This window comes from 'Nostoc azollae' 0708, from assembly GCF_000196515.1.
Lineage (GTDB): Bacteria > Cyanobacteriota > Cyanobacteriia > Cyanobacteriales > Nostocaceae > Trichormus_B > Trichormus_B azollae.
Genome location: NC_014248.1, coordinates 959,006 through 975,000 on the forward strand (window position 1 = coordinate 959,006; position 15,995 = coordinate 975,000).

General features: G+C 39.1%; 16 protein-coding genes and 1 pseudogene (1 of these 17 cut by a window edge). 8 read left to right on the forward strand and 9 right to left on the reverse strand.

Going from position 1 to position 15,995, the window contains the following annotated elements:
- The first annotated feature begins 155 nt into the window (after nt 1-155).
- From cobM to AAZO_RS43340, 6 genes and pseudogenes are all read left to right on the forward strand, one after another.
- On the forward strand, nt 156-965 hold the full coding sequence (cobM, locus tag AAZO_RS04395) for a precorrin-4 C(11)-methyltransferase (RefSeq protein WP_013190327.1): 810 nt from the start codon (nt 156-158) through the stop codon (nt 963-965).
- A 166-nt stretch (nt 966-1,131) separates the two neighbouring features.
- Nucleotides 1,132-2,202: a dual-specificity RNA methyltransferase RlmN gene (gene rlmN / locus AAZO_RS04400; RefSeq protein WP_013190328.1), complete on the forward strand. Its 1,071-nt coding sequence runs from the start codon at nt 1,132-1,134 to the stop codon at nt 2,200-2,202.
- A gap of 107 nt (nt 2,203-2,309) precedes the next feature.
- The gene (locus AAZO_RS40905; RefSeq protein ID WP_266889325.1) at nt 2,310-2,417 is read left to right on the forward strand and encodes a hypothetical protein; all 108 of its coding nucleotides are present in this window, start codon (nt 2,310-2,312) and stop codon (nt 2,415-2,417) included.
- Nucleotides 2,392-2,583, forward strand: a complete 192-nt coding sequence (locus tag AAZO_RS40910; protein ID WP_266888203.1) for a DNA cytosine methyltransferase — start codon at nt 2,392-2,394, stop codon at nt 2,581-2,583. The genes AAZO_RS40905 and AAZO_RS40910 overlap by 26 nt, the downstream gene beginning before the upstream one ends.
- Nucleotides 2,584-2,601: 18 nt before the next feature.
- Entirely contained in the window at nt 2,602-3,024 is a 423-nt protein-coding gene (locus AAZO_RS36860; RefSeq protein ID WP_228371504.1) for a DNA cytosine methyltransferase, read from the forward strand.
- A gap of 273 nt (nt 3,025-3,297) precedes the next feature.
- A pseudogene (locus tag AAZO_RS43340) lies at nt 3,298-4,775 on the forward strand (IS66 family transposase).
- Here AAZO_RS43340 and uvrC read toward each other — a convergent pair.
- From uvrC to AAZO_RS04445, 7 genes are all read right to left on the reverse strand, one after another.
- Nucleotides 4,763-6,640, reverse strand: a complete 1,878-nt coding sequence (gene uvrC, locus AAZO_RS04420) for an excinuclease ABC subunit UvrC (protein ID WP_013190329.1) — start codon at nt 6,638-6,640, stop codon at nt 4,763-4,765. The pseudogene AAZO_RS43340 and the gene uvrC sit on opposite strands and share 13 nt — an antisense overlap.
- Nucleotides 6,641-6,793: 153 nt before the next feature.
- Entirely contained in the window at nt 6,794-6,925 is a 132-nt protein-coding gene (locus AAZO_RS40915) for a hypothetical protein (protein WP_013190330.1), read from the reverse strand.
- A gap of 128 nt (nt 6,926-7,053) precedes the next feature.
- Nucleotides 7,054-8,256 (reverse strand): LL-diaminopimelate aminotransferase, encoded by a 1,203-nt coding sequence (locus AAZO_RS04425; protein WP_013190331.1) that lies wholly within the window; start codon nt 8,254-8,256, stop codon nt 7,054-7,056.
- Between the two features lie 66 nt (nt 8,257-8,322).
- The gene (locus tag AAZO_RS04430; RefSeq protein ID WP_013190332.1) at nt 8,323-8,658 is read right to left on the reverse strand and encodes a thioredoxin family protein; all 336 of its coding nucleotides are present in this window, start codon (nt 8,656-8,658) and stop codon (nt 8,323-8,325) included.
- A 251-nt stretch (nt 8,659-8,909) separates the two neighbouring features.
- The gene (locus AAZO_RS04435; protein WP_013190333.1) at nt 8,910-9,680 is read right to left on the reverse strand and encodes a PspA/IM30 family protein; all 771 of its coding nucleotides are present in this window, start codon (nt 9,678-9,680) and stop codon (nt 8,910-8,912) included.
- Between the two features lie 162 nt (nt 9,681-9,842).
- Nucleotides 9,843-10,583, reverse strand: coding sequence for a PspA/IM30 family protein (locus AAZO_RS04440; RefSeq protein ID WP_013190334.1), 741 nt, complete (start codon nt 10,581-10,583; stop codon nt 9,843-9,845).
- 15 nt (nt 10,584-10,598) lie between these two features.
- Nucleotides 10,599-11,774, reverse strand: a complete 1,176-nt coding sequence (locus AAZO_RS04445; RefSeq protein ID WP_013190335.1) for a hypothetical protein — start codon at nt 11,772-11,774, stop codon at nt 10,599-10,601.
- A gap of 95 nt (nt 11,775-11,869) precedes the next feature.
- Between AAZO_RS04445 and AAZO_RS04450 the strand changes: the two genes are divergently transcribed.
- Both AAZO_RS04450 and AAZO_RS04455 read left to right on the forward strand, forming a co-directional pair.
- The gene (locus AAZO_RS04450) at nt 11,870-12,427 is read left to right on the forward strand and encodes a DciA family protein (RefSeq protein ID WP_013190336.1); all 558 of its coding nucleotides are present in this window, start codon (nt 11,870-11,872) and stop codon (nt 12,425-12,427) included.
- Between the two features lie 554 nt (nt 12,428-12,981).
- Entirely contained in the window at nt 12,982-13,296 is a 315-nt protein-coding gene (locus AAZO_RS04455) for a hypothetical protein (RefSeq protein ID WP_013190338.1), read from the forward strand.
- Between the two features lie 127 nt (nt 13,297-13,423).
- Here the strand turns inward: AAZO_RS04455 and menB are convergent, their stop codons facing one another.
- Entirely contained in the window at nt 13,424-14,257 is an 834-nt protein-coding gene (gene menB / locus AAZO_RS04460) for a 1,4-dihydroxy-2-naphthoyl-CoA synthase (protein ID WP_013190339.1), read from the reverse strand.
- Nucleotides 14,258-14,414: 157 nt separating this feature from the next.
- Nucleotides 14,415-15,995, reverse strand: partial view of a 2-succinyl-5-enolpyruvyl-6-hydroxy-3-cyclohexene-1-carboxylic-acid synthase gene (menD, locus tag AAZO_RS04465; RefSeq protein WP_013190340.1) — the 3' portion only. 153 nt of this gene lie beyond the right edge of the window; only the last 1,581 of its 1,734 coding nucleotides appear in the window; its start codon lies beyond the right edge, outside the window; it ends in the stop codon at nt 14,415-14,417.

Sequence of the window (15,995 nt, forward strand, 5' to 3'; positions counted from 1 at the left end):
ACTAATGACCAAAAATAAAAAATGCCCCAGAGTGTTCTCCAGGGCTTAACCAGGGTGCATCTACCATATCTATCTACTAGGCAAAGGGAGTTAATCCGGAAGGGTATTGACAGAAATGCTAAAAAGTTTTTTGTGGACTTTTTGTTTAGGTGTCTATGAGTGAATGTACGAATGATGTGACCAATGCAGGTTTGATTTCTCCCTTGGAATCATCTGTGTACATTGTGGGAGCAGGCCCAGGAGATCCAGATTTATTAACTGTTAAGGCTCAGAAACTGCTAGCTAGTGCTGATGTGATTTTATTTGCTGATTCTTTAATCCCAGAACATATTTTAGATATCTGTCGGCCAGATGCGGAGATTATTAAAACAGCGAATAAGACTTTAGAAGAGATTTTATCGATGATGATTGGAAAAGTGCGATCGCACAAATCTGTTGTTCGTCTTCATTCGGGTGATCCTAGTCTTTACAGTGCTATCCATGAGCAAATGGAGCTTTTAGCAGAGGCTGATATCCCTTTTGAAGTTATTCCTGGTATTAGTGCCTTTCAAGCTGCTGCTGCTAAACTCAAAGTAGAGTTAACTGTCCCTAGTTTGGTGCAAACTATCATACTCACTCGTATCAGTGGAAGAACTGAAGTTCCTGCTCAGGAAGAATTGGCTAATTTAGCCGCACATCAAGCTAGTCTATGCTTGTATTTGAGTGCACGTCACGTCAGCGATGCCCAAGCCAGACTACTAGAACATTATCCAGCACATACCCAAGTAGCAATTTGTTTTCGCATCGGATGGCCTGATGAGAAAATCCGCGTTGTTCCTCTGGAACAAATGGCCAATTGTACCCATGATGAACAATTCCTACGCACTACACTTTATATAATCAGTCCTGCACTCCTACCGACAACAGGACGCTCTCGTTTATACCATCCTCAACATAGTCATTTGTTTCGTTCAACTCATCACTAATCATCACTACAGCAAATTGCAATCAACCGTGCCAATATCTGAACCTAAGCAGGGAAAAGAGTTTGTAATTGAGATTCCTATTAATTTGACCCAGGAAACCAAGACAAGTTGAGATGGTGGGTGTAGGATAGAGATCCAGGATCAACTAATAATTTTTTTTTTTTTTATGTCTGCTACACCTCTGGTATCTCAAGTAAATTCCCCAAACTTCGGAAAATCTGAACTTATTGGTCCTCTCCTCGGTGCTTCCGTGGTGGAGTTAACTGCTTGGGTACAAGAGCAGGGACAACCTGCTTATCGGGGTAAGCAATTGCATGATTGGATATATGATAAAGGTGTGCGATCGCTCGGAGATATTTCCGTATTTCCTAAAAGTTGGCGTGAAAAAGTTGCCGATGTCCCCATAGGCCGTTCTTCTTTACATTATCGTGCTGTTGCTCCTGATGACACGGTAAAATATCTTCTAAAATTGGCAGATGGGGAAATTATTGAAACTGTTGGTATTCCCAGTCACAAACGGCTAACTGTCTGTGTTTCTACCCAGGTTGGTTGTCCAATGGCTTGTGATTTCTGCGCGACGGGAAAGGGAGGATATAAACGTAATCTTAGCCGTGGAGAAATTGTTGATCAGGTATTGACTGTACAGGAAGATTTTCAGCAACGGGTTAGTAATGTGGTTTTTATGGGGTTGGGTGAACCGTTGTTGAATACAGAAAATGTGATTTTGGCATTGAAGGCTTTAAATGAAGATGTGGGAATAGGACAGCGATCGCTTACTATTTCTACTGTAGGGATACGTGATCGGATCCATCAACTAGCACAACATCATTTGCAAATTACCCTCGCAGTCAGTCTTCATGCACCTAACCAAGCACTACGAGAACAACTTATCCCCAGTGCAAAACCATACCCAATTGAAGATTTACTGAATGAATGTCGAGAATATGTAGAAATTACCGGACGCAGAGTAACTTTTGAATATATACTCCTCGCTGGGGTAAACGACTTACCAGAACAGGCTTTAGAACTATCAAAACGTCTGCGCGGGTTTCAAAGTCATGTGAATTTAATTCCTTACAACCCGATCGAAGAAGTGGATTATAAAAGACCAAACCGCGACAGAATACAAGCTTTTGTTAATGTTCTTCAACAACAAAATATTACAGTTAGTGTGAGATATTCTCGCGGTTTAGAAGCTGATGCAGCTTGTGGACAACTGCGAACAAGTAAGAGGTAATTCGTAATTATGCCTGCGGCTTCCGTGAGGGATAGGTAATTAAGAAAAACTTTATCTTTTCATATAAAATATGTGAAATTACTGAATATATACAACCTCCTGTAGTTATTTTAGAAAATTTTAAACATATATTACACCATTATAAAGGTAGAACATTAGAAGTAATATTATATTCTTTGAATATATTCTTTGAAAGATATAGGATATGTAGTTAACTATGAGATACTCAACTCTAAGGATTTTGGTTTGCCACAAAATAGAGAAAGAGTAGTCTTTGTTGCTACTAAAGAGCGAAAATTCGATTTTAGAATTCTCAAGACAACTTCTCAATTTCCTACACTAAGAGAGTTTGTATGTAAGTCTGGCAAATTTGAATATTGAAATCCCCAAGAATACAGAATGATAGATAATCCAAAACAACAACCATCTGGGTTGATTTTTGTAGGATATCGTAATAAAAGTATCTGGAAAACAGGTGTTAGACCAAACACAGAACATTTATCAAGAGTTCATCATCAGCGTAATAGAATCCCTTCTATAGAAGGGGTAGATCCAAGAATACCTTCTCAAGAAACTTCAGGTAGGTTTTTTATTTACATCCCAGAAGAAAATGTAGTTCGTAAATTAACGCTGCGGGAGTGTTATAGAATTATGGGTTTTCCTGATCATTTCAAAACCCACAGTAATTTAGCAGAATGTTATGAACAAATAGGTAACTCTCTATCTATACCAGTGATGCATGAACTTGCTAATCAAATAAAAGAACAAGTTTTTGCTGATAGTAATAAGAGACAATCTCAAATAATCAAGCTTCACAGATAATTTAGGTTCTTCTGTACGTAATTATGCAGAAACTTAATTAAAGTGCGTAAATTGCCTTGTAAATCAAGCTTTACAGGCATTTCGTTAATTTCAGAATCAAGCCTTAAATGCTAAGAATAACGACTCAATTGTAAAAAAAATTCACAAACAAAAGTGGAATCAAATTTTAGGTAAATTAATGATGGATTAATAAAGTGTAGATAAACTTTCCTGGTAAGGATTGAGCTGGTGGGGTATTGATAAGTGTGATAGGTGAGGCAGAATATAGCAGTTATGGAAAAGAAGCTGCCACCAAAACTAGACAGAGATATATTGAAGCAGTTGGGAACACAGCAACTGGTAGAAATCATTATTGACCAGGGGAAAAGTATAGAGAACTTAACAAATAGAGTAGTAGAACTGGAAAAAGAAATAGAGAAACTCAAAGTCAGTAGAGATTTAGAGACCATAACATGATCCAAACCACCCTTGGGAGACATCCTCAAAGAAACCGAGAACAAACAAGAAGAGAAACCAGAAGAAAACCAGACACCAAAACGGAAACCAAGAGGACAACCAGGGCATAGGGGAAAAAGGAGAAAGGTGTTTGGTGGAGTAGATAGAATAGATTTGAGATAGTGGGAGGGCAAATGTGTGGATGGTGAGGTCAGGGGCAATTGTTTGGCGAACTAATAAAAATCCAAACACAACAACTAGGGGAGTTGCTGGACAGGCCAATGGAAGTGGATTTGCATGCAGTGTGTGTGGGGAAACACAAAGTGCACACTGGTCACCAGAGATAGTACCGGGACAAGATATAGGAATCACAGGACAAGCTTTTTTAGGATGGATCAATAACTAGGGCCATTGACCCTATGAAAAAGAATATTTCTTGTTGTGGGAACTGGGTCCAATAGAAATTGGACTGGGAACATTAGTAGGTACCAATGAAGGAATAGATGGTCCAGTGGCTCAAAGTATTCATAGCCTCAAACAGTGGATAAAACAAACCCAGCCTCATATCCTTGGGGATGAAACACCCTGGGTACTCAAAGGGGTGAAACAATAGTTATGGATTTTCGCCAATAGTGACTTCCCTTGATTTCATGGGTCTGATACTCCTTGTCCTGGCGAATTAGAATCCATTGTGGGTTCAAGTTACTCTGGTGTAATCAGTTCTGATGACTTTACTGCCTATAACGGTTATGCGGTCACAGCTCAATAGAAATGTCAGGCACATCTACCCTACCCCGTCACTTCAAGACACTAATCAAGATTCCTGGCTTCAATCACCAAAAAATTGGCACAAAATTCATCGACCTCATAGATGAAGGTTTTAAGATGAAGGTTTTAAAAACTACCCTTTATTCCAACAAACCCAAAACCTTCATGAATTCTTGACTTGCCCATCCTAGTTTCAACCAAAAGTTGAATCTTCCATTCATTCATTGATCAAGCCCCAGGGGAACCTGGTAAACTTTTACCTTCCTTAGGCAATAGACCTTGATCATAATTTAGCTAAACCAAGGTTAGGTTTAGCACTGATACAAGGAAAAGTCTCTGGTGGTTCTCTTTCTCTGGAGCTATTCCAACATCCTGCCAATTTATTAACGGTTATACAAACTTGTCGTCGTCAAGCACTTTCTCTAATTGAGTTTTTTGACCAACCTATCAAAGCCATGGTTCACTCTGCTTTCCATTTTCCATACACCTTCTTTAATCCCTCTACCTTAGACCTGAATCATTACACAATTGTTCATCAACTTGGATGAAAATAATCATAAATGTCTTTTGCTAACTTCATTCCTATTCCCTGAACTTCTTCTAATTGTTGCGATGTAGCTTGACGGATATAATCAATCGAGCGAAAATGAGCTAAGAGTAATTTTTGGCGATGTTGTCCTAAACCGGGAATTTCATCTAAACGCGAGCGCGTTAATTTATCACTTCTTTGTTGACGATGAAAACACACAGCAAACCTATGTGCTTCATCTCGTAACCTTCGTAATAACTGTACTCCTGGTTGTTCAGCTTTTGTTTCCAAAGGTTTAGATTCTCCCGGTAAAAATATTTCCTCTCGCTTCTTTGCTAAACTCACAACTTGCAAATCTGCTAATAAATCCATTTCTGCTAAAATTGTCACCACAGATGATAGTTGACCTTTACCACCATCAATCATTACTAAATCAGGCCAATCAGAATTATCCACCCGTGACAATTGGGGATTTTCTCTATATTTTCTAAACCGTCTTTGAATCACTTCACCTAAACTGGCAAAATCATCAGAATGTCCGATAGTAATATCAGGATCTTTAATTTTGTAGTGACGGTAATATTGTTTAGCTGGTAAACCATCAATAAAAACTACTTGAGAAGCTACCACATTAGTACCTTGAATATGGGAAATATCATAACCTTCAATCCTGTGCGGTAACTCCGATAAATCCAAAATGTCTGCTAAATCTTGGAGTGCTTGTTGGTTAGCATTGCCCAATTTTTGCATTCTTTGTAACTCATATTGGGCATTACGTTCCACCATTTCTATTAATTCTGCTTTAGTTTGACGTTTAGGTGCAACAATTGTTACTTTTTTCCCCTTGCGTTCCGTCAAAACATCCGCCAAAATATCCCCGTCTGGTAACTCATGCTGGACTGAAATCTCAGTCGGAATTTCTACATTTTCCGCAGTTTGGTAATGTTCTTCTAAAACTCGTTGTAAAATAGCTCCAGGTTCAGCATCAGAGTTAGCGATAAAAGCTAAACGTGCTACTAACTGACCTGCTCGAATTTGGAATAATTGAATATGGGCATGTTGATCATCTGCTGCTAAAGCTATGGCATCTTGTGATACAGTATCATCAGGTAAGGATACCTTTTGCTGTGCAGTTAAAGATTTTAAACCAGCAATTTGATCACGAACTTTGGCCGCAGTTTCAAAGTTTAATTCTTCGGATGCGGCTTGCATTTGTTCTGTTAAAATCTCAATTAATTCCTGAGTTCTGCCTTGAAATACCATTGCTATTTTTTGAGAAATTTTCTGGTATTCTTCCACTGAAATTAACTTTTGACAAACACCAGGACAGCGACCAATATCATAATTTAAACAAGGACGGTCTTTAAATAAAGGTTGTGGTCTTTGTCTGAGAGGAAAAATTCGCTTACATAGATGCAATATTTCCCTCAGCAAACTAGAATCTGTATATGGACCGTAATATTTATCTTTTGGTTTTCCTAGTTGACGCTTGCGAGTGATAAAAATGCGCGGATATTGTTCTGACCAAGTAATGCACAGATAAGGATATTTTTTATCATCTTTAAGTAAAACATTAAAATATGGCTGGTGCTGTTTGATTAAGTTGGCTTCTAGTGCTAATGCTTCTGTTTCGGTATCGGTGACTATAAATTCAATTTCTGTCACCAATTTAACCATTGTGTTCATGCGTTCCGTCTTGCTAGTGGAGTCACGGAAATAGGAACGGACACGCGAGCGCAATTTGCGAGATTTACCTATATATATTATGCAATCGCACCCATCTCGCATCAAATAAACCCCGGCTTCTGGGGGAATTTCTGAAAGACGGTTTTCCAATCTTTCGGGATTTTTAACTAGTGGTAGTCTTGATGAAGATATTGTCACGGCTGAATCTAAGTAATATTACAAATGTACACCACCCCAACTTTATTTTAAGAAATATTTCTGGGAAATTAGTCGGCAATATCTATAACCAACAAAAAGGTTTAGCAGTGCTAAACCCCTACTTTCTAGATTTATGATGTTGAAATGTGAATCTTAACCCGATACTTTTTTCAACTTGCGTTGTGCAGCTACAATACCATCAACACCAAATACGCCCAGCATCACAGAAGGTTTGGGTACTTTGGTTGGAGGTACACCACACCATCCATGCTCACTATGGGACATACCATCATCGCTGGCAACTAACCCAGAATTTGTAGCTGTAAAACTATGATGCCGATTTGTCTCGGTAAAATTACTGTTTTTCTAGAAAAATGGCATGATGTATGGACTGTAAGTTTTAAATGTGCAGCTTATACGTGATTTATAAATTTAGCGATTCTTTCTACCGCAATTTCTAAAATTTTTGGCTCCTGCACCAATGCAAAACGCACATAGCCTTCCCCAGCTTTACCAAAACCGGCACCAGGGGAAGCTGCTACACCAGTTTGTTTGACTAAATCGGTGCAAAATTCAATGGAATTATTACTCCAATTATTAAGTAATTTTGCCCAAATGTACATTGTGGCTTGTGGTGTGGGGACTTGCCAACCAATGTGGTGTAAGGCGTTGATGAAAGCATCACGACGTTGCCGGAAGGTATTAACCGCCGCTTTTACACCGTATTGATTTCCTGTGAGTGCGGTGATCGCACCATTTAATATTCCCAAATATTGATTAAAATCAACGGCAGCTTTTACTTGCCTTAAAGCTTGAATTAATTCTGCATTACCGATCGCATAACCAATGCGGAAACCACCCATATTGTAAGACTTGGACAAAGTAAAAAATTCGATGGAAACGCTTTTTTCTGCGTCAGCTTGCAGAATTGAGGGAACGAGGGACTGAGGACTGAGGGTTTCGTCTTCTGTGAAAACTAAATCTACGTAGGGGAAATCATGGACTAGAACAATGTTGTGCTTTTGACAAAAAGCTACAGCTTCTTGGAAGAACGATAAAGGAGCGAGCGCACTGGTAGGATTATGGGGATAGCTTAATACCATCATCTTTGACTGAGATAAAACTGAAGCGGGAATATCAGTCAAAACGGGTAAAAAATTATTTTCTGCCTGTAATGGCATAGGATAAATTTGTCCACTGGCTAAATATACTCCTCCTGCATGGGAAGGATAGCCAGGGTCTAATAACAGGGCAAAATCTCCAGGATTGAGGATTGCTAAAGGTAAATGGGCTGTTCCTTCCTGAGAACCAATCAGCGGTAAAACTTCTGTTTCTGGATCAACTTTAATACCAAATTTTTGCTCATACCATTGAGCAGCAGCATAGCGAAATTCTTGAGTTCCTCGGAACAACAAATAACCGTGAGTGCTAGGGTCATCAAGAGATTTTGCGATCGCTTCAATTACATGATTCTGTACTGGTAAATCAGAAGACCCCAGAGACAAATCAATTAATTCCCGTCCAGCAGCCACAGCCACAGCCTTAGCCCTGTCCATATCAGCAAACACATTAGATTGTAGGGGTTGTAAACGCTTTGCAAATTGCATTTTAGTCATTGGTTATCGGTTATCGCTCTGACAGTCAGGGTTTAGCAATGCTAAACCCCTAGAACTGACTATCGACTAATTATTATCCAAATGCTGATCCAAAAGGCTGAGAAATTTATCTTTACTAATAACTCCCTCAGTAGATTCTAATATTTGTTCTCCTTTCATCAACCTGAGAGCGGGGACACCTTCCACCTGATACTGCTTCACAGTTAGGGGATTAGGGTCAATTTCCATTTTCACAATTTTCAGGCGATCGCTGTATTTAGCAGCAGCCAAATTAATCATTGGCGACATCAATTGACAAGGACCACACCAGGAAGCCCAAAAGTAAACTAATACAGGCTGCTCGGCTTTTAAAACTTCAGTTTCAAAGTCAGCATCAGTGATAGTGATTACACCCTTACTCATTAAAGTCTCCATTAGGTGGCATCGTTCAAAGTTGACACAGAAATTACTTTATCTTAATCTGACGGTCGATAGTCAGTTATCAGTTATCAGTTATCAGTTATCAGTTATCAGTTATCAGTTATCAGTTATCAGTTATCAGTTATCAGTTTTTTTGCATGACCAATCACCAATTACCAATTACCAACTACTAAGGAAGCAAAATCCCACAACCAAGAGGCGTGGGATTGTTTAAAGTTTTTTCTCTGCAAAGGTTACATTTGATCTAATTGTCTCTTCAGTGCTTCTAAATCAGAATCTATAGGTTCAGTAGGTTTAGCAGTGGTTGCTTGAGAAGGGGGTAATTGTCCTTGAGGAGCAGGTGCTGGTGGTAGCATACTTGCTTTCAATGCTGCCAATTCATCATCTACATCACTACCAGATTCCAACTGAGCAAATTGGGTTTCTAAATCTGCACCTACTAATTCTGCGGTAGACTGAGCGCGGGCTTCTTGCATTAATACCTTTTCTTCCATCCGCTCAAAAGCTGCCATAGCACTGCTGCTATTCATGCTAACTACCATTGATCCCAGTTGCTCTTGAGCTTTAGCGGCAGTAATCCGCGCTTTGAGCATTTCTTTCTTGGTTTTGGCTTCAGAAATTTTGCTCTCTAGCTGGATTAAATTCTTCTTAAGAGTATCTACCTGAATAGTTTGCTGATCTAGGCTAGTTTTCAGAGATGTAGAGGTGTCTGTAAAACTTTTCTTGCGCTCTAATGCTTGACGTGCTAAGTTTTCATCACCCTTTTGCAGAGCTAGTCTGGCATTGCGATCCCATTTATTGATTTCATTTTGGGCATCATTGTACTGTTTTTCCGTGCGTTTTTGGGCTGCGATCGCTTGGGCAACCCCCTGACGCAGCTGAACCAAGTCTTCCTGCATTTCCAAGATAGCTTGTTCCAGCATTTTTTCTGGATCTTCTGCTTTATTTATTAAATCGTTAACGTTAGCACCAACAACTCTTTTAAGACGATCAAATAATCCCATAACTGTGTTTTTCCTTTTTTGGTTTACGCGCTTGGTTAGACAGTGAGCTTTTTTTACTGTTTAATAGCTACCTATTTCAATTTAATCTTTTCAGTCTGGAATGGTATACTCTCTCCATTCTGAATCATCAGACTATAATTCAGCTACAGTAACTAATTACATTTAACACTCTGGAGTTTTGGGCGTTGTAGGTACTTGCTGTCCAGAGAGACTATTTTGCACTGGAGTGTTATTTACCTGATCTAACATTTGGGTTTTCATGGCTGCTAGTTCAGCATCCACATCATTATCATTAATAGATTTCAATCCAGCAAATCTTGTTTCCAGATTGTCACTACTAAGTTGACCAATCGCTTCTGCTTGTGATTCTATCTGTAAAACTTTCTCTTCCATTCGTTCTAATGCACTTAAACCAGAATTATCTGATACTCCACTCAGCATTTCTTGTAGTTTATAAGATGCTTGAGCAGAACGAGCCCGAGCAATATACATATCTTTTTTGGTTTTCACCTCAGCGGTTTTCAACTCCAAACTCCGCATATCCTGTTTTAGCTTCCCTAGCACCTGTTTTTGCTGTTCTATTTGCTCAAATAGGGCTGTAGAAGTTTGTTGGTAAGCTTGGCGTTTGGTGAGAGCCTCCCGTGCTAAAATTTCGCTACCTTGTTGTAGAGCTAGTTGGGCGCGACGATACCACTCTTGGGCTTGGGATTGAGCAGCAAAGGCCTGGCGTTCAGTACGTTTTTGACTAGCGATCGCACAAGCCACCCCCTGACGCAACTCCACCAAATTTGACTGCATCTCCAGAAAAGTTTGCTCCATAATTTTTTCTGGATCTTCAGCACCCTGCACCAAACTATTGAACTTACCACGAATCACCCGCAGAATACGCTTCATCACTTCCATATCTGCACTGCTCCCTTACTGCTGTACACTGGCGTTAACACCCTTCACTCTTAGCTGCTGTAACCTAAGTTTTACTTCTTCTTTAGTTTTCAATGCACCAAGATAAATATACTTTTTGTTAGGAGATAAATAAGCATCAGGAACCACTTGCTTTGCTGCGGCTAAAGCATTATCACTTTGATTATCAGTTATCAAATAATAGAACCCATCAGCGGAGGGTTTAATTTCTGCATTAACAGCTGACAAGGTTTGTTTTGGCTTAGGTGTTGGTGCAGTAGAGACTGAATCTACAGGAACTAATGGATTTTTTGGGGTTGAGACAGCTATAGTTTTAGGTATTTCTGTGGAAGTTGCTCTAACTTTAGGTTTTAAGCCCACCACATCATTAGGATCTCTCACCTGTGGAAACTCACGCGTAGCCAAGTTAGGACGTTTGGGTATAGGTGTGATTTCTGGTTGGGCTATCGGTAGGGCATTACTTTCAGTGATTGCAGTATTTTCTGTATTTGTTGACGAACCACTGTTAAATAGTTTTCCCAGATTCAATTGCGGTAACGTTTTGGGATTGAATACTACATAACCTAAAGTCAGGCTAGCCAGTAATAGCAGAAGTATAGAACCAATGCCCACAGGTGAAATTATATCACTAGAACGACTAAACTTCTTCGGTTCTGCTTCTTCTTTCAGACTCCTCAACAGTGCTTCACTCGATTCTAAATAATCATCTGGGTGTTCGGAAGCATTTTCCGTAGAAATGATAGTTTCATTTTCAGCAGCCTGAGCCTTAGTAGGGACTATACTGCTGATTGATTTTGGGTCTGGATCAGATGGAGTTTGTATTTTGCCTGACTCTTGGATAGAAGACACCGGAGAATGACTTATTTCCTCCTGGTTGTCTGTCTTCAAGACTGGGCTTTCTAGAGAAATTGCGTTAGTGTTAATTTCTGGCAATGATGGCTGAAATTTTCCCAATGCCTCAGTCATGCCATTTAACTGTTGGGGTTGATGAGGGGTGTAACTCCCTACACCAAATTCTTTTGTTTGCTTAAATCCCTTGCGTGCGCGTCTGTATCTAATTAACTCTTGGTCTAGCTGCACCTCTAAACTTGCCAATGCTGTGGCTAGCTCTGGCTTTAAGCCAGACATTTTAGACGATTGAGTGCTGGAACCTATTATGGGATTTTGACTCATTGCCACAGTGCCTCAAAGGTAATACTGCTGGATAAATTTTATTACTTCGTATTATAGTTTCCAGAACCTAGCTAAATTTTTGCTTTGTTAAAAAGATGTCGTTGAAATCAGTTAATGATATTTTAAGCATTCTCGAAATAGAAGCCAAATGGCAAGAACAACCTTTTCAACGCTTGCTGAAGTGTTGGGGAGAAATGGTTGGTGCTGCGGTTGCGGCACAAACTCGCCCTTTGTCAGTGCAGCGGGATGTTTTGTGGGTAGCAACCTCTAGTGCTGCTTGGGCGCAAAACTTAACCTTTGGACGCAAAGCCATACTTTTCAAGTTAAATCAAAAGCTACCTGTACCTTTGATAGATATTCGCTTCTCAACAGCTAAGTGGAAGCGATCGCCATTACCAGGCAATCAGCCACAAACGCTATCACCACAACAACATCCCAGTTATTTGGGTATCAATGATTTGGGTAAAATCATCTCTGACACTGAGATTAAAGCTACTGCTGAGAATGCTCAGGCTATTTTTGCAGATTGGGCCAAGGTCATGCAAGAGCGATCGTACAACTTACCTATTTGTCCCCAGTGTCAATGTCCCACCCCACCAGGTGAAGTGCAACGCTGGCGTGTTTGTTCCCTGTGTGCTGCCAAAAAGTTATAGCAGGGAATAGAAAATGGGTAATTGGGAATATTAGCTTTCTTCTGCCTCCAGCCTCCTTGCACCAGAAAAACTTGGGTTAATACTTTGTCATCCTCTAACAGGATTTTGGATTTTGTATTCACCCCACGGATAAATCCGGGGGCTTCTAGCATCAACGAATTATTGCTCAACTCCATGTATCCCATAACTTTTTACCAATTCAGAAAACTATCTGCTACTATATCCATCCCTTCTCAATGGAGCAGATGAGTTTACCTCATAAACAGTGATTTTAGGTGATCTAATGAATTAGTTACAAAAGTCGAGCGAATCTAAATCTAAGCATTTAACCTTGATCCCCAATACGTTTTAGCCAAAAACAAGTATGTAACCACTCCCATAATCATTGACAAATATAACAACATTCTAAAGATATCCTAAAGTTTATTTTTGAATATAAATAGCTAGAACCCAGATAAAATAATACCTTTTTGGCTTTTACACCTATTTTGTTAGAGAAGGAAAATATATAGGTGTGATAAGTCAGCCCTCAACCGCACTGAAGATGAACCCAAATGAAACCAATTAACCATCTAACATCTGCTTGTCGATATTGCCGTCATTACCAACCAGAGGGTCGTCGCGGTGGAATGTGTCAACAGTTGGGCGCACCAGTACAAGCAGGTTGGAAAGCTTGCCCATTAGCCTTACCAGCCTTTGCACCTTCTTGGGAAACCTTGGAAGAAGCCTGGACTTTGCCAGTCGCAAAACCAGTCTTACCCGTATCTCACACTCTAAAAACAGATTTAGACAATCTATCAGCAATTTCTGTTGAAGAAATACCTGCTCCCACTTCACAAGAAGTTAATACTCACGCAGTGCTAATTTAGCCTACCATTATTACTTTAATCAATTTTTTCCAGTTCAATAAAATTTGACTTTAAAATTTTTTGGTTTTACAAATTTTCAAATCTATCAAAATCGCACCTTAATCAGTGGTGCGATTTTAATTTAAATCTAAGGCAACCAAGGAAAATCTCGAAAATTGGGAGGACGTTTCTCCAAAAATGCTTGTTTTCCTTCTGCACCTTCTTCTGTCATGTAATACAGGAGAGTGGCATTACCAGCAAGCTCTTGCAAACCAGCTTGTCCATCACAGTCTGCATTAAAGGCAGCCTTGAGACAACGAATAGCAATAGGGCTTTTTTCTAATATCTCTTGCGCCCATTTTATACCTTCGCTTTCTAAGTCTTCAACCGGAACTATACAATTAACCAAACCCATTTCTAAAGCTTGTTGGGCGTTATATTGACGACAAAGAAACCAGATTTCCCGTGCTTTTTTTTGTCCCACTATCCGCGCTAGATAACTAGCGCCAAAACCACCATCAAAACTACCAACTTTCGGGCCTGTTTGTCCAAAAATAGCATTATCAGCAGCTAAGGTTAAATCACAAATTAAATGGAGAACATGACCCCCACCAATAGCATAGCCAGCTACCAAAGCAATTACTACTTTCGGCATAGAACGAATTAGACGTTGCAAATCCAACACATTTAAACGGGGGATACCAGCATTATCCACATAACCCGCTTGTCCCCGGACACTTTGATCACCCCCTGAACAAAAGGCATATTTACCATCTGTATGGGGACCTGCACCAGTAAATAGAACTACACCGATATTTGTATCTTCGCGTGCATCACAGAAGGCTTCATACAGTTCAAATACGGTTTTGGGGAGAAAAGCGTTACGTTTATGGGGACGGTTGATAGTGATTTTAGCTATACCATCAGTTTTTTGATAGAGGATATCTTCATAGGTTGTCACAGTTTTCCAGGTAGTTTCCATAAAAGTAGAGTGCTTGAAAAGTGCTTGAAAATTTTATCGCGGATTTGGTGTAATGCGTTAGCCTACTGTAGGTATCACTTATATTTCTAATAGGATGACTATAACGATGCATATCGATTAAATAATTGATTTTCCTCAAATCTAAAAAACACCATAGTTAAGTCCCCAGGTATTCTGCAAGTTTCTTCAAACTTTCCATTCTCCATTGAGCATCACTTTTTCTATTTGTCTTTATTTCTAAAACCCTTATACCATCCTTTGGTAGGAACCTCAGCCTTGCTGTTAAATTTTCCCAAGAAGTAATTAACTCATACTGCACATTATAAGTAGCGCATAATTTAGCAAAATCAATATCCTGTGGTGTAGCAAAAAATTCTTCAAATGGCGGATCAAATTTGGCAATAGGTAACATTTCAAAAATACCACCACCGTTGTTATTAATTAAAATAATGGTCAAATGTCCAATAAACTTATTTCTAATTAAAAACCCATTAGTATCATGTAATAAAGCTAAATCTCCTGTTAACATCACACTACTTTGCTGATAATGTGCTATTCCTAAAGCCGTAGAAAGTGTACCGTCAATACCATTTGCACCTCGATTAAAGTAAGGTTTAATTTTCAAATTATTCGGTTTCCAGAAAAATTCTACATCCCGCACAGGCATACTATTAGAAATAAAAATAGGTGTTCCTGGTGGTAAAGTATGAGAAATTAACCAAGCTGCTTTACATTCAATTAATTCATCTATGTTTTCAATATAAGCATCAATTTTTGATCTTACTTGATTTTCTATAGCACACCATTTTTCTAAATATTCATTAATACTCCTTTTCTCTATTTCCCTACTTTCCCTTCTCCCCATTTCTTCTATAGATATCCTTAAATGTGTAGTTTTACCATGTAATGAATCTAAATTTTTAATACTTTTATCAATTAGCCAACAATAAGGTTTAGTAGCAATTAACCAATTACGTAATTTTCTACTTGTGGGCATTTCCCCAATTTGAATTACCATTTTTGGCGTTAATTCTTTAGCAATTTCCTGATTACGTAAAATGATGTCATAGCTGGAAATTAAATAGGGATTAATATTAGTATAATTTCTAACAGGGGAAAGTCCTTCAGCTAAAACAGGCCAATGAAGAGTTTGAGCAAGGTATGCGATCGCTCTACAATATTCTTCAGGTTGCTTGGGTTGTGCTACACCAGCAATAATAATCCCCCGGTTACATAATTCCCATTCTTTGGGTAATGGGTAATTGGCAAAATGTGATTGAGTAGGAATTATTCCATCAAAAAACTCTTCACAATCTAATTTAAAATCAGTACCATCAGGAACAGGTGCAAGAGGGTCACGAAAAGGAATATTTAAATGCACTGCTCCCCCATTAGGAAATTGGCAACGTTCCCAACCATGAATTACCATTTGTCTGAGATAACTTAACATTCCCATATCTGCCGAAGGTATAGCTAACTCATTTTGCCAATTGGGATAATTACCGTATAATTTCACTTGGTCAATAGTTTGGCCAGAATGGCATTCTCGCAATTCTGCCGGTCTATCAGTAGTTAATATTAATAAAGATACACGACTTTCTTTAGCTTCTATAACAGCAGGATAAAAGTTTGCTCCTGCTGTTCCTGAAGTACAAACCAATACTACAGGTTTTCCTGTTGCTTTCGCTCTTCCCAAAGCGAAAAAACCAGCAGAACGTTCATCTAAAATAGAGACAAC